The 19789-nt window shown below is 28.5% G+C and carries 17 protein-coding genes and 1 riboswitch; of the genes, 4 read left to right on the top strand and 13 right to left on the bottom strand.

The genetic code is table 11. The annotated features are described in order from the left end of the window. The first annotated feature begins 35 nt into the window (after positions 1-35). Both KQI36_RS08130 and mgtA read left to right on the top strand, forming a co-directional pair. The gene (locus KQI36_RS08130; protein ID WP_216450498.1) at positions 36-776 is read left to right on the top strand and encodes a class I SAM-dependent methyltransferase; all 741 of its coding nucleotides are present in this window, start codon (positions 36-38) and stop codon (positions 774-776) included. Positions 777-1086: 310 nt separating this feature from the next. Further along, positions 1087-1247: riboswitch (M-box (ykoK) riboswitch) on the top strand. 395 nt (positions 1248-1642) lie between these two features. Next, positions 1643-4288 (top strand): magnesium-translocating P-type ATPase, encoded by a 2646-nt coding sequence (mgtA, locus tag KQI36_RS08135; RefSeq protein WP_216450499.1) that lies wholly within the window; start codon positions 1643-1645, stop codon positions 4286-4288. 100 nt (positions 4289-4388) lie between these two features. On the opposite strand, the gene KQI36_RS08140 is transcribed toward mgtA, so the two are convergent. From KQI36_RS08140 to KQI36_RS08165, 6 genes are all read right to left on the bottom strand, one after another. Continuing rightward, positions 4389-5165, bottom strand: coding sequence for a lantibiotic immunity ABC transporter MutG family permease subunit (locus KQI36_RS08140; RefSeq protein ID WP_216450500.1), 777 nt, complete (start codon positions 5163-5165; stop codon positions 4389-4391). A 1-nt stretch (position 5166) separates the two neighbouring features. Further along, positions 5167-5925 (bottom strand): lantibiotic immunity ABC transporter MutE/EpiE family permease subunit, encoded by a 759-nt coding sequence (locus KQI36_RS08145; RefSeq protein WP_216450501.1) that lies wholly within the window; start codon positions 5923-5925, stop codon positions 5167-5169. Positions 5926-5936: 11 nt separating this feature from the next. Further along, positions 5937-6635, bottom strand: a complete 699-nt coding sequence (locus tag KQI36_RS08150; RefSeq protein ID WP_216450502.1) for a lantibiotic protection ABC transporter ATP-binding protein — start codon at positions 6633-6635, stop codon at positions 5937-5939. Positions 6636-6788: 153 nt separating this feature from the next. Beyond that, positions 6789-7172 (bottom strand): VOC family protein, encoded by a 384-nt coding sequence (locus KQI36_RS08155; RefSeq protein ID WP_216450503.1) that lies wholly within the window; start codon positions 7170-7172, stop codon positions 6789-6791. Positions 7173-7299: 127 nt separating this feature from the next. After that, entirely contained in the window at positions 7300-7866 is a 567-nt protein-coding gene (locus tag KQI36_RS08160; RefSeq protein ID WP_216450504.1) for a nitroreductase family protein, read from the bottom strand. A gap of 170 nt (positions 7867-8036) precedes the next feature. Next, positions 8037-9227: a M20 metallopeptidase family protein gene (locus KQI36_RS08165; protein ID WP_216450505.1), complete on the bottom strand. Its 1191-nt coding sequence runs from the start codon at positions 9225-9227 to the stop codon at positions 8037-8039. 428 nt (positions 9228-9655) lie between these two features. On the opposite strand from KQI36_RS08165, the gene KQI36_RS08170 reads away from it, so the two are divergent. Next, positions 9656-10576: a LysR family transcriptional regulator gene (locus tag KQI36_RS08170; protein WP_216450506.1), complete on the top strand. Its 921-nt coding sequence runs from the start codon at positions 9656-9658 to the stop codon at positions 10574-10576. Positions 10577-10887: 311 nt separating this feature from the next. Here KQI36_RS08170 and KQI36_RS08175 read toward each other — a convergent pair whose 3' ends face one another. After that, positions 10888-12300: a potassium/proton antiporter gene (locus tag KQI36_RS08175; RefSeq protein ID WP_216450507.1), complete on the bottom strand. Its 1413-nt coding sequence runs from the start codon at positions 12298-12300 to the stop codon at positions 10888-10890. 371 nt (positions 12301-12671) lie between these two features. Here KQI36_RS08175 and KQI36_RS17945 point away from each other — a divergent pair, with 371 nt between their 5' ends. Next, positions 12672-12965 carry an SdpI family protein gene (locus KQI36_RS17945; protein WP_425321725.1) on the top strand — a complete coding sequence of 98 codons (294 nt, stop codon included), beginning with the start codon at positions 12672-12674 and terminating at the stop codon, positions 12963-12965. Positions 12966-13062: 97 nt separating this feature from the next. Here KQI36_RS17945 and KQI36_RS08185 read toward each other — a convergent pair whose 3' ends face one another. The 6 genes from KQI36_RS08185 to KQI36_RS08210 form a co-directional block, all read right to left on the bottom strand. Continuing rightward, entirely contained in the window at positions 13063-15180 is a 2118-nt protein-coding gene (locus KQI36_RS08185; RefSeq protein WP_216450509.1) for a CotH kinase family protein, read from the bottom strand. Positions 15181-15823: 643 nt separating this feature from the next. Beyond that, entirely contained in the window at positions 15824-15988 is a 165-nt protein-coding gene (locus KQI36_RS08190) for a hypothetical protein (RefSeq protein ID WP_216450510.1), read from the bottom strand. A gap of 256 nt (positions 15989-16244) precedes the next feature. Continuing rightward, the gene (locus KQI36_RS08195; protein WP_216450511.1) at positions 16245-16934 is read right to left on the bottom strand and encodes a DUF4956 domain-containing protein; all 690 of its coding nucleotides are present in this window, start codon (positions 16932-16934) and stop codon (positions 16245-16247) included. 43 nt (positions 16935-16977) lie between these two features. Further along, positions 16978-17664 carry a polyphosphate polymerase domain-containing protein gene (locus KQI36_RS08200; protein ID WP_216450512.1) on the bottom strand — a complete coding sequence of 229 codons (687 nt, stop codon included), beginning with the start codon at positions 17662-17664 and terminating at the stop codon, positions 16978-16980. Positions 17665-17797: 133 nt separating this feature from the next. Further along, complete coding sequence (locus tag KQI36_RS08205) at positions 17798-19060, bottom strand: sensor histidine kinase (RefSeq protein ID WP_216450513.1); 1263 nt, start codon at positions 19058-19060, stop codon at positions 17798-17800. A 1-nt stretch (position 19061) separates the two neighbouring features. Then, positions 19062-19745 carry a response regulator transcription factor gene (locus KQI36_RS08210; protein ID WP_216450514.1) on the bottom strand — a complete coding sequence of 228 codons (684 nt, stop codon included), beginning with the start codon at positions 19743-19745 and terminating at the stop codon, positions 19062-19064. Positions 19746-19789 lie beyond the last annotated feature (44 nt).

A 19789-nucleotide genomic window follows, 5' to 3' on the forward strand; every position in this document is an offset into this window, starting at 1 on the left:
TTGTTATACTTAAAAAAAGTTTAGGAGGAAAATTTATGATAAATTATTATGGTAACTTATGTACAGAAATGTATGAAATTTTACACGAAAAAGCTCCAGAAGATGAACTGGCTTTTTATCTTTCATATGCAACATCAAAAATGAAAATTTTTGAACCTTTATGTGGTAGTGGAAGATTTTTAATACCCTTTTATGAAAGTGGATTTAATATTAAAGGACTTGACCTATCTAAAGAAATGTTAAGTAAACTCACTGAAAAATTACCAGAAGCTCAAGTGACTAATGTATCCCTTGAAAGTTATAATCCGAAAGAACAGTTTGATTATATTTTTATATCATCTGGTTCCGTATCTTTATTCACTGATATGAATATATGCAAATCTATTCTACAAAAGATATATACATTATTGAAAAAAGGTGGCAAATTTGTATTTGCTGTTGATACAGTAGCCAATAAAGGTCAAAATGAAGATGAATATAAAACTATTGAAAAAGTCAAAACAAAAAATGGACTTGATTTGGTGTTAAAAACTAAAAATATTTATAACCCAACAAATAAAATTCTCTATTCTCCTAGTATTTATGAATTAAGAGATAAGGAAAAAATTATTAAAGCTGAATCAATGGATTTTCAAATAAGATTATATGAATTAGGAGAATTGGAAGAGATTTTATATAAAATAGGCTTTAGTGAAATAAAGGTGTATTCTTCTTTTTCTAAAAAAATAGCAAAAGATAATAACGCTGAAATGTTTTTATATGAATGCCAAGTATAATAATAAAATGGAAGCATTAAATACGTGCTTCCTTTTTATTGTCAGTTTAAAATACTAAATACAACTATAGTTAGTTAAAAGTTATGAATAAAATTTAAAATCAATTTTTTAAAATATTTTTTAATTTATTTTTTAAATTTTCTTGAACAAATTTCGACTTTATTCGAGCTTATTCTTTGTGTGTTTCACTATAATTAAAACATTTACATAGTCCAATATAATTTATTCATATAATCATTTTTATTAATTTGTTTAAAAAAAATTCAATTGACATATTCAACAAACATAGCTATACTTTTCATGTAAATGAATATCGCCTCGGTAGGGGAGGTTACTACAAGGATACGGGTTGCTGCCGTAAAAGGATGGAAACATTCTGAACTGGTTAGCAGGTTTTGCCGAACAAAGAAGGCTTAACTTAACGCAACTTCATCGCCTTGCAGAGCCAAAACTTGAACGAGAATGTATTGTTATATGCCTTCGTCACGTTCAAGTTGACGAAGTTTTTTTACGTTATTTTAAAAATATTGGAGGTGAAAAAGAATGGAAGTAGACGGTAGTAGTTTAGACGGTGAAGATACGCATATTTATGACAAAAATTTAATATATTATTTAGTCACATCCAGTCTTTTAAACTGATTGTAATGTGACTCCATCTTATAAAAATTCACGTTTAAAATAAATGCAATTAATAGAATCATATCTATACCATCTTCACTGTTTCTTTACTAATATCAATTCACAAGTATTATAAACAAAAAAATACTAAAACTATATATAGAAATAATAAATTAGGGTTTTTAAAAAATGCACTTATTAACCTTTAGTTATTTATTGTCTTTTTTAAGAATTCGGAGGTGTGAATTATGATAAAAAAAAGAAAAGTGAACACTCAAAACAAAGCAAATTATTCTACAAATAAACTTTTTAATTTTAGTAAAATGGATTTAGATAAAGTTTATAAAGAGTTGAATACAGAAGTTAATGGACTATCCAAAGAAGAGGTAGAAAAAAGAGCTGAAATGTACGGACTAAATGAACTTGCCCATGAAAAGCCATCACCATGGTATATTCAATTACTTAAAGCCTTTATCAATCCTTTTATTTTAGTTTTAATAGCACTTGCTATAGTGTCCTTAATCACAGATGTTATATTAGTCTCTCCAGCAGAGAAAAATTTTACAACTGTAGCTGTTATAACAATAATGGTAACACTAAGTGGTCTTTTACAATTTTTTCAAGAATTTAAATCAGGAAAAGCTGCACAGCAGTTAAAAGCATTAGTTAAAACAACTGCTGCTATATGTAGAAAAGAATCTGGGGTTAAAGAAATAAACATGGCAGACATTGTACCGGGAGATATAGTATATCTTGCCGCTGGAGATATGATACCTGCTGATGTAAGAATAATAAGTAGTAAGGATTTATTTATTAGCCAATCTTCCTTAACTGGTGAATCAGAGCCAGTAGAAAAATACTCAACATTAAAAAATGACACTAAAGATTTAACTGTAACAGATCTTGATAATATATGTTTATTAGGTACTAATATAATAAGTGGAAGTGCTACAGCTGTGGTTATAGCTACTGGAAACAACACTTATTTAGGCTCAATGGCATTAACTTTAGTTGGCACTAAAACTCAAACTAGTTTTGAAAAAGGAGTAAACAGTGTAAGCGCACTACTTATAAAGTTTATGCTTATAATGGTTCCTGTAGTGTTTTTAATAAATGGAATTACAAAAGGCGACTGGTTAGAAGCGCTAATTTTTGCAATATCAATTGCTGTAGGTCTTACTCCTGAGATGTTACCAATGATTGTAACAACAAACCTTGCAAAAGGTGCCGTTGTAATGGCAAAGCATAAAACTGTAGTTAAAAAACTTGATGCAATACAAAACTTCGGTGCAATGGACGTATTATGTACTGATAAAACAGGTACTTTAACTTGCGATAAAATAGTTGTTGAAAGACACTTAAATATTCACGGTGAAGAAGATTTAAGAGTTTTAAGACATGGCTATCTAAACAGTTTTTATCAAACCGGTTTACGTAACTTAATGGATGTTGCAATTTTAGAACATGGAGTAACCAATGGTTTTGATAAGCTTGAAAAAGATTATATAAAAGTAGATGAAATTCCCTTTGATTTTTCTAGAAGAAGAATGTCTGTAGTATTAAAAAATCATGAAGGAAAAAGACAACTTATAACAAAGGGTGCTGTTGAGGAAATGCTTGAAAGTTGCTCTTATGCAGAATACAAAGGAAATGTTGTAGAACTTACTGATAAAATTAAAACCAAAGTTCTTAACATGGTAGAAAAACTAAATAATGATGGTATGAGAGTTATTGCAGTTGCACAAAAAAATAATATTCCAGATGAAAATAATTTCAGTGTAAAAGACGAAAATGATATGGTTCTAATGGGATATATAGGATTTTTAGATCCACCAAAAGACTCTGCAGCCGCTGCAATAAAAGCACTACACAATAACGGTGTAGCAGTAAAAATATTAACAGGTGATAATGATTCAGTAACTAAAAAAATATGTTCAGAAGTTGGTTTAGAGGTTAGTAACGTTGTTCTTGGAACAGAACTGGATGATATGAGCGATGAAAAATTATCTTCTCTAGTAGATACTACTAACGTTTTTGCTAAGCTTTCTCCACTTCAAAAATCAAGAATAATTAAGATACTTCAAGATAAAGGTCATACTGTAGGTTATATGGGTGATGGTATTAATGATGCTGCTGCTCTTCGTCAATCAGATGTTGGTATTTCTGTTGATACTGCTGTAGATATTGCAAAAGAATCTGCGGATATAATCTTACTTGAAAAAAGCTTGATGGTTCTAGAAGAAGGTGTTATTGAGGGTAGAAAAATATTTGGTAACATCATAAAATATATAAAAATGACTGCAAGCTCAAACTTAGGTAATGTATTTAGTGTATTGGTTGCAAGTGCGTTCTTACCATTTTTACCTATGCTTCCTATACATCTTTTACTACAAAATCTATTTTATGATATCTCTCAAATATCCATTCCATGGGATACTATGGATAAAGAATATTTAAGAAAGCCTAAAAAGTGGAATGCAGATGATATTGGAAGATTTATGATATTTATAGGACCAATAAGTTCTATATTTGATATAACTACATTCCTTGTTATGTGGTTTGTATTTAAAGCTAATGCTCCAGAAATGCAATCTTTATTCCAATCAGGATGGTTCATTGAAGGATTATTATCTCAAACCCTTGTAGTTCATATGATTAGAACTAAAAAAATACCATTTGTTCAAAGTAGAGCTACAACTCCTGTTCTTTTATTAACAAGCCTTATAATGATAGCAGGTATTTGTATACCATTCACAGCCTTCGGAGCTTCAGTAGGTTTACAAGCATTACCACTATCTTACTTTCCATGGCTTGTAGGTATTTTACTATCATATTGCATAGTAACACAATTTGTAAAAACATGGTATATTAAAAAGTTTAATAGTTGGTTATAATAAAATAAGCTATCAATTATAAATATTATATTAATCTTGAAACTATATAAAAGAGGTTTGAAAAAATATATTTTTTCAAACCTTTTTGTTTACTCCCTCATTAATCTTCTTTTCTACCTTCCCATCTTTCAAACCATAAACTACCTATTATTAATACTAAAATAAATAATACTACAGCTGGAACTACTCCTTTAAGTAATTCACTATTAAAATAATTCGCTATTACAGATGAATAAGAGTATTCAGGAAAAGTTGCACCTATCATTCCACCTAATCTAATAGGCCATGCCCAAGGTATATACTGCCATATTCCATCGCCTAAACCTGTTGCCATTAATCCTGCTGCTATAAGTCCTATAGAGCCAATTACTATATTAGGTCCTACGCCAAACATAAAAGCAACTATAAGATGAAAACCATATAAGAATAAGGTACCAAGTGCTAATAACAATGCTGATTCAAAGAATTTAATATAATAAATATTTTCTACATGTAATACAAATTTCATTCCTACTAAAAATATTGCTGTAGCTAAAAGCAAATCAATTATAGTTATAAAAATAACCATAAGTAACTTACTAACATATATACTTTTTCTAGAAACCGGTTCTGCTAATAATCCAATAAAAGATGCTGCCTGTTCTTCTTGCTGAACTACAAGTGTTGTTAATAGTGCTACAACCATTGGTAACAAGAGTCCTAGACCTTGACTAAAAATACTATGAATATTTAATTGCCATAACTCACTGCCTCTACTAAAAGATGAGTACCAAAGCATTAAAATAGGATATATTATGGGAGAAAAGTATACCATTATTCTTATAGGTGTATGCTTTGTTCGCATCCAATCTGAAGATATTTTATTTAAAATACTCATATTATAGGACCTCCCTTTTAGCAAACCATTTTGCTGTTAAAAATGATAATACTAAAAAAGTTATTATTGATATGGCTATTCCTAATGTTATTACAGATGGATCTAAAAGTGGATTTGCACCTTCTAGTAAAGTTCCATTAGGATGAACTTTTACTATAGGACACATTAATCTAGCACTCCAGCTCCAAGGCCATATAAACCACATTGGTCTAATTGAAATAAATACATTTACTCCAAGTCCAACAATACTTGATAATATAGCAGCAAAGGTTCCAAATAGTTCTGCAAGAAATAAATATATAGGAATTAATGATAATGTAGTTACCCAAACAACTAGATATGCTATTAGCATTTGTGATAAATTCCCTATAAATTTATTTTCATATAAATATAATGCTATTATTACGGTCATAACTAATATTGTTGTAATTAAAGTATAAAATGATATAACTATTATTTTACTAATCCACATTTTACTTATGTTAACATTTTTAGATTTTAAAGCTCTGTATTGTCCTGACTTTTTTTCTTTCATAGCAGAAAGAGAGGCTAACAGTGCCATACCTATTGGCATTATAGTTATACACCAATAATTAATAGAACTTTGAGAAAAATAACTGGAAAACACCGCTGCATTAGGGTCAAAATACCTAAGTAAAAATATTCCTAAAAGAGCTATTAATAGTGGCATTAAAACTAGCATTTTTCTTGAAAAAGTTCTTTTATATTTTAAGTTTTCTGATTGTATCATATTAAACATTTTTCATCACCCTACCCAATTTTTCTAGTTATTACATTCATAAATAATGATTCTAAGTCTTCATCTTTTTTTATCTCATTCTCATACATAAGGTTTCCGTCATTAATAATTCCTATATAGTCAGCAACCTGTTGAACTTCTGATAATATATGACTTGATAAAATTACTGTTATTCCTTCTTTTGCAAAGAATCTAATCATATCTCTAAGTTCTTGTATTGCTACTGGGTCTAATCCGTTAGTTGGTTCATCTAAAATTAATAATTTTGGATTATTTAAAAGGGCTATTGCTATACCTAACCTTTGTTTCATCCCTAAAGAAAATTGAGATGCTCTTTTTTTACCTGTATTTTTTAAACCTACAATTTCAAGAACTTCTTCAATTCTTCTATCTGATACATTTAATAATTTTGCATGAACTTTAAGATTTTCTACTGCTGTAAGGTTTCCATAAAGGGCTGGTGACTCTATTAAAACACCAATATCTTTTAAATCATTTCTAGTCCAAGGATATCCATCAAAATGCATCTCCCCTGATGTTGGATGCAACAACCCAGTTAACATCTTTAAAGTTGTAGATTTCCCAGCACCATTAGGTCCTAATAATCCATAAATTTTTCCTGATTTAATATTTAAATTAACATCTTTAACTGCTAATTGATTTTTAAATTTCTTAGTTAATTTTTTAGTTTGTACTATATATTCACTCATTCTTTACACCTCTTATATTTCTATCTGATATGTGTATATTAACAACTAATTTTAAAGACTTTATAAAGTTTTTAATTTTTTTAAAAAATATTTTAGTGTAAAGTAAAAACAGCCTATTCTCTTACGAATAGACTGTCATTTTTATAATTTTATTTAATAGTTATCTTCACGAACTAAATAGTTATTTCCATCTTGATGTTTAAAAGAAAACATACTTCCATATGGCATTTTCATTATCTCTTCTACTTGAACATTATTTTCTTTCATTTCATTATGAGTTTTTTCTATATCATTAGTACTTAAAATTATAGATGGATGAGAAATACTAGCTTCTTTATTTTGAGATTGCATTAAGTTTTTATCGTATAAAACAAAAGTTGTAAATTCATTTTCACTTGGTCCGACTTCTACCCACTTCATATTAGGTCCCATTTGCTTTTCAAACTTAACTACAAAGTTTAATTTTTTAGTCCAAAACTCTACTGCCTCTTGCTGATTATTAACATATAATGTTATTTTTCCAATTTTGTTAATCATAGTATTCCTCCTCATGCGTTATAAATATATTTTCTTCTTTTGTATTATAAAAATTTTATATTACTTATTTTAATTTATTTTTCGTATAAATGTCTACATATTGTTTTAAAGTAATTCCATAAAACATCTATTTTATATAATTTATCTTATTTTCTTTTCTTCTTGGAGCCTTTTGACCTTCTATTTTTTTATATCCTACTGAAACAGCATGATACACTTTATAACCTTCTGGTATATTACATTTCTTTTTATATATTTCACCTAATTGTGGATGAGAAAATAAACCTTGTATTGTTCCAACCCAACAAGTTCCTATAGACATACTTTCTGCCACTAAAAGCATATTCTGAACTGCTGCTGAAGTATCTTCCATAGGAGTTGCAGCTTTTTCATCCCCTGAAACTAATATTACTGTAGGTGCATTATAAAATATTTTAAGGTTTTCATTTTCACCTAACTTTCTTAAATAATCATTTTCACCCTTTTGTAAAATCTTTTTAGTTTCATTACTTATATCATTTAACAGTTCTTTATTTTGAACCACAGTAAAATGCCATGACTGCTGATTAATTCCACTTGGAGCCCACATTCCACCTTCTAATATAAGTTTAAGTTGCTCGTCTTTTACTTGTTCATCTTTATATGCCCTTACACTTCTTCTACTTTTTATTACATCTAAAAAAATCTTTTCCATTTTTAATCTCCTTTTATAATACTCTTTTGTTTAGGTTCAATTTATCTATTATTTAGTGTTTGTATTTTTCTTTTTATTATAAGGATTTAAGATGACATTTCTATTAATTTATTATAAAAAAAGAATATACTCATAGGAGTATACTCTTATATATAAATTTAGTTAATTTTTTATTTTTCATTTAAATAGTTTATAGCACTTTCTGCTAAAACAGCAGTTCCTTTATATAACACTTCTTCATCAAGTTTCATTTTAGGATTGTGAAGTGGATAATAACCTTCTTTATCTAAATCACCAACTACTAATGCAAAGTATACTCCTTGAACCTGTTGTAGGTAATAAGCTGCGTCTTCAGAACCCATAGCAGGTTTAGGTAATTTTACAACAGAACCTTTTTCTAATAACTCATTGCATGTATTGTCCACTAGTTTCACCATATTATTGTTATTAATAAGTGCTGGATAACCATATACATACTTATATTCATAACTTGTTCTCATGGACAAACTATTAGATTCTACTATTTGACCTATTCTTTCATTTATATAATCTCTTAAATTATTATCTAAAGATCTAACTGACGCCATCATTTCTACATAATTAGGTATTATATTAGTAACAGCATGTTCTGGTTGCTCACTTTTTACATTTACTATGCTTAAAGCTACTGAATCAGTGGCACTTAATTCCCTGCTAACTATACTATAAATATTATTTATAAGTTGAGCAGATGCCATTATAGGGTCAATACAAAGCTCTGGTGTTGAAGCATGACCTCCATTACCTTTAATTTTTATAAAAACTTTATCTGATGATGCTAAAACTTGATTTTCTTTCAATGCTATTTTACCTGATTCAAAACCTTTAGCTATTGCAACGTGCTGAGCTATTAGTGCGTCCACTTTAGGATTTTCTAACACACCTTCTTCAATCATAACTTTTGCTCCGCCATCAATTTCTTCACCAGGCTGGAATATAAGTTTTACTTTTCCATTTAACATATCTTCGTTTTCTTTTAAAATTTTAGCTGCTCCTAAAAGCATAGCTGTATGAGCATCATGGCCACATGCATGCATATTTCCATTAGTAGATTTAAATTCTAAATCTGTTTCTTCTTTAATAGGAAGTGCATCTATATCTGCTCTTAATGCTATAACTTTTCCTTCTTTCTTTCCTATTACAGCACTTATACCTGAGCAGTTTTTATAAGTTTTGCATTCTATTCCCATTTTCTCTAATTCTTTTTTTACATATTCTTGAGTTACTGGTGTATTTAATCCCACTTCAGGATTTTTATGAATATCTCTTCTCCAATTTATAATATCTTTTTCAATATTTTTAGCTCTATCTATCATCTTCATATTTATCTTCTCCTTTAAACAACTAGTAATTTAACAATTTCAAGTAAAAATTCTAGCTTGGATAAAGCTTTTATAGGGAAACAAGCTCCCATTTAAATTTATTCATCAAATTTTTGTTATCAGTTGAGAAAAATAAGTACAACTGTTCACTATTCACTCTTAACTTTTAACTAAAATAATCTGTTAGTTATTGATAAAATATTAATTTCAGTTTTCTCATTTGATAAATGAATAACTTTAAAAGTTAACTTAGAACCTTTTAAATAACTTATATATAAATTATATTTCTACTTCTGTTATATAACTAATCTTTATTTTTTATATATAGTTATAAAGTTTCCTTATATGCATTTTTTTATTACTTGTTTTATTAATATATTATTTGGTATAAACTATTGATATAAAATTTTAAAAGGGAGATGGATTTTATGAAGCTTGAACAGATAAATTATATAATAGAAGTTGCAAAGCTTGGCTCTATTAATAAAGCTGCAAAGTCGTTACTTATGAGCCAACCTAATTTAAGTTTATCAATAAAATCTTTAGAAGATGAACTTGGCTTTACTATTTTTAAAAGATTACCTAGAGGTATAGAATTGACTAAAGAAGGTGCTATATTTTTACAACATGCTAAATCCATCAACACCTCTATGGATTCTATAAATAAATTAGCTAAAAAAAATAACACTATTTCACCAATAAACTTTTTTATTTCTGTTCAATATAGTTCCACAGTATTTTATACCCTTGTTGATTTAATTAAAAAATATAGGGACGCTGAATTAGATTTTAAAATACAACAAACAGATTTTTTTAGTATCATAGATAATATTAATCATGGTCATTGTGATATAGGATTTATTAGTATTCCTAATACTCAAAAATTTTTAATAGATAATATATTAAAAATGAATGGCTTAGAGTTTATACATTTATCTAATACAAGGTTATGTGCATACATGGATTCTAGCCACCCATTATCTATAAAATCATCTGTATCATTAAGTGACTTACTTAAATACCCTTTGGCTCACTTAAATATATCAGATAAGTATTTTTTATATTCATCTTTTCTAAACCAAATTAAATTTGACGATTTTAAACAAAAAATATCAGTAGATGATTATTGTTCACTATTATTTTTACTTAAAGATTTAAATGCTATCACCTTTACGTTTAAATTCGATAATCTGACACCTATGCCTAATATAGAATCCTTTCAGGGAACTTTTAAAAGTATAGAGTTAAATGAAGATATCACTTGCTCCTTTGGATATATAAAGCCTATATCTTCTGAACTTTCTCCAATTGCCGAAGAATTTTTGGAGAACTTTAAAAGTATTTTATAGTGAACCACTTCTCAGAGTTAAAGTTATATATTTATTAAATGATAATACTTATTAATTCTTAACTGCTTTTGGGACTGGCTAACTTTTTTATTTATGGTAAGCAAATTTTAAGAGCTGGTCCTTGTTTAATAAAACTACATTGGTGGTGCCTGTCCCATTTATTACAGTGCTACACTTTGTTATTAACCTTTACTTGTGATTTTCTCTGGAATTTTAAATTTACCCCATTCAAATTTAAACTTAAAGGTACATATAACATAAAAGGTAGATTGAGTACTTGACCCTATCTACCTTTAAACTTTTCTTTTAAATTATGATAAACACTCTTCTCCGTTACTAACCATAACTAGAGTATCACCACTTTTTATTGTAGTGGAACCTTTAGGAACTACTATTTCTCCATTACGTTTTATCATAACTATTAGAATTTCTTCTGGAATATTTGCATCCATAATAGTTTTATCTACCCACTCATTGTTCTCTGAAACACTTATCTCCTTAATTTCTGTACATTTTTCTTCCTTATAGTCATTAAATGTTTTTAATACTGTACTTTCATTATCTACTAAATCTAGTTTCTGTGCTACCTTTGGTATTAATGTACCTTGAATTGCTACAGAGAATAATGCTATAAAGAATATTATGTGATATATATCATTTTCTATAGGCACTCCATAAGTTACAGCATAAATTGCAAAAACTATTGATGCAGCACCTCTTAAACCTACCCAGGAAATAAAAACTTTTTCTTTATTTGAAAATTTAAATGGTTTTAATATGATAAATGTGGCTAATGGTCTTGCAATAAATATCATAAATATTGATATTGCTGTTGCTATTCCAATAACGTATGGTAATTGAGATGGAAATGATAGAAGACCTAGCATAAAGAATAATCCTATTTGCATTATCCATGAAACACTATCAAAAAAGTGAAATAAACTTTTTTTATGTGGTATCTTGCTATTACCTATAATTATTCCAGCCATATATACACTTAAGTATCCATTTCCTCCAATAAATTCACTTAATGAATATGAAAGTAATGCAATAGCTGTTATAAATATAGTGTAAAAACCTTCTACTTCAAAATTTGCTTTTTTTACTATATAAACCGATGCTTTTGCAAGTATAGTTCCTACTAATAATCCAAATATTATTTGTGCTAATACCATTGGAACTATGTTGCCTACACCTGAATTAGACATCAATGTTAATATAACTAAAGTTAACATATATGCAATAGGGTCATTGCTGCCGCTTTCTACCTCTAATAAAGATGCCAATGAACCCTTTAAATTTAGCTCTTGTGCACGGAGTATCGCAAATACCGATGCAGCATCAGTTGATGCTACTATTGCACCTATAAGCAGACCTTCTAAAAGATTCATTCCAAGTACAAAACTACAAAATAATCCTGTAAGACCTGCTGTTACTATAACGCCTAATGTTGACATTAATATTGATGGAATAGCTGTGGGTTTTGCCATCTTCCAGTTTGTTCCGAATCCACCATAAAACATTATGAAAACTAATGCAAAAGAACACACTAGTCTAGTTAGCTCATAATTATCAAAATATATTCCTACAACACCATCTGATCCAAATAGCATTCCTAGGACAATAAAAACTAAAAGCATTGGGACTCCAAACTTATAAAAAACCTTGCTGGATGTTATGCAGATTAATAAAACTAATCCACAAGCAATCATTAATTCAATCATATGCCCTCCTTAAAAAATATTTAGTGTATATACAATAAATTATACCAAAGTATCCACTAATATTTAGCCATTTAATTAAATAGTAACAATTTATTAAGATTTATCATATAAATAATGTAAAACTTGTAAATATAAATGCCTTACAATAATCTTTTTTAATTGTTTTATAACCTTATGATGATTTATTTTATAAATTTTATGCAGTTAAATTCATAAAACTTTTAAATAATAATCTTTATAAAAGACCTCCATTGAAATATATTTAATTATTGTATATAATACCCATTTATATAGTATATTTTATAATCTATAAATATATTTATTAAAACGAGGTGTGATAAATGGAAATTAATTATTGGGTATCATTACTTATGCTTTTAACTGGTCTTATTCTTAGGTTTTACCCTTTCAATTGGAGTAACGGTAACATAGGGATTAAAACTCCTACGACTTTAAATAGCAATAGTAAACTAAAAGAAGGTAATCGCCTTTTAGGCAAAATGTTCATTATTTGGGGTCCTTTATCTGCATTAATATGTTTTTGTATTAGTATTAGTTCTTTAAACCAATATATAACTATTAAAAATTTTTATTATAAATTTACAGTATTAATTATTTTGATTTTATTTATTTTTGTAGAAATTCATCTTAAGAAAAAAGATTGATTGGTAAAATATATTGGGTTATAAATAAGGACAGTTTTAAATTAAAATTTTAAAACTGTCCTTGCTTAAAATCAGAAACACTAAACTTGTCTTTAATTTAATATTTTTTTCTTTTATATCTTGTTACAAATAACATTGCAAGTAGTACTAATACTAATCCTGCTCCGTAAATTATAGCATCACTACCAAGAGAAGTAGCCGCAGTTTGTCCTGGCATTTCTTTATGTCCGCCCATATTATTGCCTTGCATGTTTTGAAATTTGCTAATCATGCTTTCATCTACGTCCAATTCCTCTAACTGTGCTTTTTCTTCATCCGTCAGCTCATCTGCACTTTTTCCTTTTATAATTGACATAACTTGTTGCATATTTTCCATGTTAGGCATACCATTGTTATCACCTTGATTTTGATTGTTGCCATTCATATTCGGCATTCCGTTTCCATCATCTTTATTTTGATTATCGTCATTCATATTAGGCATGCCATTTCCGTTCACTTCTCCATTTTTAGCATCTTGGTTTTGATTATCACCTTTCATGCCACCGCCCATTGATTGTTCACCTAATGCTTTTAAATTTAATGTTGTATTTACATTTCCATATTCTGTAGATGATTGCTCTCCACTTAGTTGAGATAATACGCTTTTAGTTCTATCTTCACCAAAAGTAAGTAACTCAGGAATAGAATTTTTATATTCTTCATAAGTAAAGAAAGCAGTAGCATCAGTTTTTACATAATCACCAATTAATTTATCTAGATTTGTAACTGAATTTGCAAATGTACCATTATTAAAATACTCGTTAGCAATCTTTTCTAAATATTCATGATAAAGTTCCTTATATTCATCAACTTCTAAAAGTTTTCCTATTAATGGCGCATCTTCTAAATTACCTGTAACTGGCGAATCAATGGGGAAATTCACTGCTTTCGTACCATCACTTACAGAAAATCCTGCAAAAGACATATTTAGATCCCATGGAAGTATTTCACATACTCCATCTTTTTCGTAAAGATAATAATTGTGATACATTCCACCTGAATAACTATCTAAATTAACTAAAAATGTATTTACAGCAAAGTATTTTAATACTTCTTCAACATTTAAATAATCTTCAATGTTAGTTCCATCATTAAGATTCTTCATCATATCAATTACTTTTTCAAACTCTGCATCTGTAGTGCTTTTAAATATAGCACTATCTCTAAGTGTAGAATAACTATCTACATTATCGTCTGTATACTTTAAATCTGCACCGTTACTATTTCCGCCCATTCCACCAGGCATTCCTCCTGGCATTCCTTGTTTATTATTATCCTTGTCCCCATTTTCATTTGTATTATTTTGCTCATTATTTTCAGGTGTTTGTCCATTTGGCATATTACCATCTACTTGTCCACCATTAGGCATTTCACCACTAGAATTATCTGGCATATTACCGCCAGCAGGCATTTGTGGCATACCTTCTGGATTTTCTCCACCAACCATATTTCCGTCATTTTGAACTTGTCCTTTATCAGGAACATTGCCACCTTTTTCATCACCATTCATCTGTGGCATATCTTGTTTTTCTCCACCTTTATTGGCTCCTACGCCCATAGTTTCTGGCTTATAAAGATTTCCTGCTAATTCTCCATAATTTTTTTCAATATATCTTTCATCTATAACTTCAACACCTAAATATAATCCCCAATCTTCACCATTAATTTTTATGTTGCTATAAGAATATTCTGGTGTTGGAATTCCTAAAAATTTATATATATCATAAGATAGATATTCTTTCATATAAGTTGCATCTGATATATTATTGTTTAATGCAAGTTTTTCTATACCATGATAAGTTTGTCCATCAACATACTGATCAAAATCAATTTTCAAACTATACCTATCTGTAGTACTATCGTTCGCTACAGAGCTTAAACTTGAATTACCCTTAGGTCTAACCCCTACATTTGTGAAAGTTTCTCCATTTATAGTTATATCTGCACTACGATATTCTTCATCTGTGGCATTTTCTAAAAGCCATTGCCAATCACTTTCATCTATTTTAATATCTATTTCTGTTATACTGTTTTGATCTAAAACATCAGTAATAGTGGAATTTGAAGTTACCTTACTACTATTTGGATTTACAAATACTATTGAAACTACAATGAACATTACTGCTAGTATCATAGTTATTATAGATACATATCCACTATTTTTTTCATTTATCACCCTATATCACCACCTTGTTATAAATATAGTCAAACAAGCTCAAATTTAAATTTATATTAATAGTTAACAGCTTCCTCAGTTAAAAGTGAATAGTTGCAACGTTTTGCAGCTCAAGTACTGGTTATTTGCTTGATAATTTATTTTTATCTAGCCTTTTTATTGAGTACTAGAGTTTTTTATGGTGGTACAACTAAATGAACCTGTCCTCCTTGTCACGACTGCATGTTTAAAAAATATTACATATTTTTAATTAAGAGTTAAAAGTTAATAATTAATAGTTGCGGTTATTACTACTCAGTTCGTTCCTAGTAATACTGAACGTATTTTTTGAATCTACAAAAATAAAACTCCTAAGCAAGCAATCACCAAAAGTTTTGCCTCCGTCACAAGAGGGACAGACGCGTAATTGGCTACTTTACTATTCTTTGGGCTAGATACTTTTGCTGATTTTAGTTTCTCTCCAATAGTACTGGAAGTCGGTCCCCATTATTCAGTTTTGGCAACACGTCTAAACAATTAATTCCTTACAGTAATAGCTCCACAACAAGTGGGACAGGTTCATTTGTGTCTGTTTTCTTCGCTTTAACTGTAAATTCCACAATTACTGTATTCCCATAATAAGATGAGTAAAGAACCAGTACCCTTATTTTGGTTTTAGTGAAACCTTTAAACAAGCAATTGCCCCTAGTATTGTCTCCATCATAAATGGGACAGGCACGGTAAGTTTATTTTCTTCGCTAACACTTGATGCTCTCCTAATTTTATATTTTTCAACTAATAAATCAAAGCCAGTCCCTAGCAATTCCAAAGAAACTGGATTCCAGTTTCATCCTGAACTCTTAATTATTAATTTTTAACTCTTAACTAACTAAAGGACTGGCTAACTTTTTTATTTACGGTAATTAAATTATAAGAGCTACTCTCTATTTTATGGAACTACACTATTCGTGCCTGTCCCATTTGTTACGGCTGTGCATTTTGAATATATCTTTAGTTCGTTTTATATCCTAAACTCAGGTTTTACTTCCTTAAATTCAAGCTTTTCCCCCTACATACTTAGCCCTCTAGGCCATATAATCTCCGTTATAACTTACTAAAACAACATTTGAAACTCCATGAATATTGGATACTTCATTAACAAAAGCTGTCGTAGCATTTTTAAGCTTAATTTCAACAGTCATTTCAATTCCATTTGATGGTGAAATTGTTTTAGATTTAACTGCATATTTACTAACACTCTTTGATACTAATTGAAGTACACTTTTTTCACTATTATCATTTTCACAGTTAACTACTAATATATATGGATTATTAACTGTATTTTTGTTAGAAAATAAAACCATAACGATTCCTATGAAAATTGCTCCTATTACTGCTAATGAAATAAGTCCTGCTCCTAATACTATACCTTCACTTATTGACCAAAATAAAAAAGCAATATCCATTGGCTCTTTAACTGCACTTCTAAAACGAACAATAGAAAGAGCACCAACCATACCAAGAGAAAGAACTACATTAGATGTAACTGCTAATATAATTAATGTTGTTACTAAATTAAGTGCTACTAGTGACATTCCAAAGTTTGCTGAATACATAACCCCTTTGAATGTTTTTTTATAAACTTGCATTATGAAAAGTCCTATTACAAATGCAAGAACCATTGCAATTAGCATGTCTAAAATTGATACTGCGCTCATTTTTTCAATGAAGCTTGATTTAAAAATGTCTCCAAAATTGATAGTTTGTTCTCCCATCATATTTCCTCCTTATATCTTATAAAAATTTTTAATAAATAATTTAACCATATATTCTAGATGCAGCATACTTTGAAATAGCAGTTGCTCTACGGTCATTAGTTTGTATGATATGTTGTATTATTTCTGGTAAAAATTCATCATACTTAACTTCAAGCACTACAAAAGTATTATCTATAGAACTTATAGTAGGTACATTTGCATCAAAGATACTTTTACTATGAATTCCAGTTCTTATATCTTTATCAAAGGTTATTCTTACATTACCTGTTGGGTATATATAAGCTTCTCTTGTGTAATCCACTATAGTTTTAGGTTTTAACAAATCACCTTTCATCTTTGCATATAATTCCACAAATAATGGTATATTACTATGCTTTAAAAACTCAATATCGCCTTCGATTATTTTCTCACACTGCTCTTTTGTTATTTTTGCACTATCTTTTCCACATAACCCATTTATTTTAGACTTTTTTTCTAGCTTAATAAATGAATAGTCATCGTTGTAAAATCTTATACGAAATTTTTCTCTACGATTTATTCCATTAATCTTTTCCATTAAAGCCTTGTCATTTAAGTTATCAAAATAAAGACTTCTAATTTTATATTCATTGTTTTGGTTAGCATTTTTGTCTAACCTCATAATCTGAGTTAACCTATTCTTGATAGCCATATAATCTGACATGTTTATATAATGCTTAAGCTCATGTCTAAACTTCTTTTCAGCCATAAATTCAACACCTCCAATCTCTTAACAATACCTATTCTATATAGTGAACCTTAATATTTCCTTAACAATTACAATAAAAAATAAAGCACTCTACTGGTAATTTTTCTATTAGAATGCTTTATCTTTAAATTCTTTATTTTATTATCTTAGACACAATTAATACGAATTCAGTTCCCTTTTTATATGTAGATGTTAACTTAATTTTTATTCCTAAAGTGTTTGATATAGACTTTAATAAACTAAGCCCAATTCCACTTCCATTTATATTTTTCCCTCTTACATCTGCACTTCTAAAAAATCTATCATATATACGTTCTTGTTCCTCTTCCTTAATTCCTATACCGTTATCTTTAACCGTTATTTTTATCGCCTTATTTATCTCTTCAAATGTTAAGACTATACTTCCACCTTTTTCAGTATACTTGAAGGCATTTTCAAGAAGTATTATAATCATTCTTTTTACCTTGCTATAATCCCATCGTACTTTTATATGCTCAATAGGTTTATTTATATAAAACTTCTTACCTTGAAATTCAGCTAAATCCATATAAAACTCACTTATATCACTAATTAAACTATTAAGCTTAAACTCTGTAACATTAATATTTCCATCAATATCTTCTTTAGATAGTAATAATAAATCGCTAGTTAACTTCTCAAGACTTTTAATTTCACTCATAATTTTAGAAATATGCTCAAAATCTTTATCCATACTTTGAACCCATGAATTTGCTATAATTTCTAACCTTCCCTTAATTACAGCTAAAGGAGTACGCATTTCATGTGAAGCATCTTGTACAAAGAACACTTGTTTATCATAAGCTTCCTTTACAGGCTTTATTATTTTTGATGAAAGTATATATGATAAAACTAATGCTACTATAATTAAAAACATTAAACTAAGTATAATGGAAGTTTTCAATTGTGACATTGATTGTATTTCTGAATCTACATTAACGAGTAATTGTGTTGTAAATTCACGATTTTTAAAAGTAATTCCTCGAAATTCATATCCATTATGATTTATCTTTTGCACATCATTATCTACATTGTCTTTAAAATTTGGTAATACACTTGCATCAAAATAAGGATTAGGGTTGATATAGTATACTTCTTCCCCTACATATACAATGGTTATTACTTTAGGTAACATTGGTGGTGGAAATTTATTTTCTTTTTGGTTAAATAAGAAGTTTCCTTCATGAATTTTGATATTTAAATATTTATCTACAGCATTTTTTTGTTCATACAACTGATCATCTATATTAGTAAAGACTCTTGATTTATATAAAGTTGTAGTTATTATTGCAAAAATGAATAAACAACCAAATACTATAACTGTACTTATAAGTGTTACTTTTCTTTTAGTACTACGAAAAATATCTTTTCTTTTCATTCTACTCTCCAATACTTTCGTCAATTAAATATCCCATTCCCCTTTTAGTTATAATATATTTATCATATCCAAAACCACTTAGTTTTTTACGTAATCTACTCATATAAACTTCAATAATTTCTGTTGATGCATCACTATCATATCCACATATATTATCAAAAATTTGTTCTTTAAAAAGCACCACTCCCTTATTGATAACTAAATACTCTAAAAGGTTATATAGCTTTTCATTAAGTTCTATTTCTTTATCTTCTATATATACTTTTTTAGTTTTCATATTGATTTCCATATCTTTTAGTTCAAGTATGTTAGAATTTTTTATCTTTCCCATACTTTTTAAAATAGCATTAATTCTAGCCTTTAATTCTTCCATATAAAAAGGTTTTGTAAGATAATCGTTTGCACCTAAATCAAAAGCTTTAAGTTTATCTCCTAACTCTTCTTTTGCTGTTAATACAATAACTCCTACATTTAAACTCTTTTTAGAAATGTAATTTAATACACTCATACCATCTACTTCTGGTAGCATTAAGTCTAATATGACCACATCATAACAATAGGCATTTAAATACTCTATAGCATCAGAGCCATTATATACAGACTCTATCTCCACATCATTTTTAAAATATTCTAATATGTTTTCAACTATCTTTATATTATCCTCAACAAGTAATACTTTTATCATATTCTCCCCTCAACTCCTAAAAAATTTTATAATATAATAATTAT

It is taken from the genome of Clostridium senegalense (assembly GCF_018916625.1).
GTDB lineage: Bacteria > Bacillota > Clostridia > Clostridiales > Clostridiaceae > Clostridium_J > Clostridium_J senegalense.

Excerpts from the sequence above, each read along its gene's own strand:
- KQI36_RS08130 (WP_216450498.1), top strand. The coding sequence starts at position 36 with ATGATAAATTATTATGGTAACTTATGTACAGAAATGTATGAAATTTTA.
- mgtA (WP_216450499.1), top strand. The coding sequence starts at position 1,643 with ATGATAAAAAAAAGAAAAGTGAACACTCAAAACAAAGCAAATTATTCT.
- KQI36_RS08140 (WP_216450500.1), bottom strand. The coding sequence starts at position 5,165 with ATGAGTATTTTAAATAAAATATCTTCAGATTGGATGCGAACAAAGCAT.
- KQI36_RS08145 (WP_216450501.1), bottom strand. The coding sequence starts at position 5,925 with ATGTTTAATATGATACAATCAGAAAACTTAAAATATAAAAGAACTTTT.
- KQI36_RS08150 (WP_216450502.1), bottom strand. The coding sequence starts at position 6,635 with ATGAGTGAATATATAGTACAAACTAAAAAATTAACTAAGAAATTTAAA.
- KQI36_RS08155 (WP_216450503.1), bottom strand. The coding sequence starts at position 7,172 with ATGATTAACAAAATTGGAAAAATAACATTATATGTTAATAATCAGCAA.
- KQI36_RS08160 (WP_216450504.1), bottom strand. The coding sequence starts at position 7,866 with ATGGAAAAGATTTTTTTAGATGTAATAAAAAGTAGAAGAAGTGTAAGG.
- KQI36_RS08165 (WP_216450505.1), bottom strand. The coding sequence starts at position 9,227 with ATGAAGATGATAGATAGAGCTAAAAATATTGAAAAAGATATTATAAAT.
- KQI36_RS08170 (WP_216450506.1), top strand. The coding sequence starts at position 9,656 with ATGAAGCTTGAACAGATAAATTATATAATAGAAGTTGCAAAGCTTGGC.
- KQI36_RS08175 (WP_216450507.1), bottom strand. The coding sequence starts at position 12,300 with ATGATTGAATTAATGATTGCTTGTGGATTAGTTTTATTAATCTGCATA.
- KQI36_RS17945 (WP_425321725.1), top strand. The coding sequence starts at position 12,672 with ATGCTTTTAACTGGTCTTATTCTTAGGTTTTACCCTTTCAATTGGAGT.
- KQI36_RS08195 (WP_216450511.1), bottom strand. The coding sequence starts at position 16,934 with ATGGGAGAACAAACTATCAATTTTGGAGACATTTTTAAATCAAGCTTC.
- KQI36_RS08200 (WP_216450512.1), bottom strand. The coding sequence starts at position 17,664 with ATGGCTGAAAAGAAGTTTAGACATGAGCTTAAGCATTATATAAACATG.
- KQI36_RS08205 (WP_216450513.1), bottom strand. The coding sequence starts at position 19,060 with ATGAAAAGAAAAGATATTTTTCGTAGTACTAAAAGAAAAGTAACACTT.
- KQI36_RS08210 (WP_216450514.1), bottom strand. The coding sequence starts at position 19,745 with ATGATAAAAGTATTACTTGTTGAGGATAATATAAAGATAGTTGAAAAC.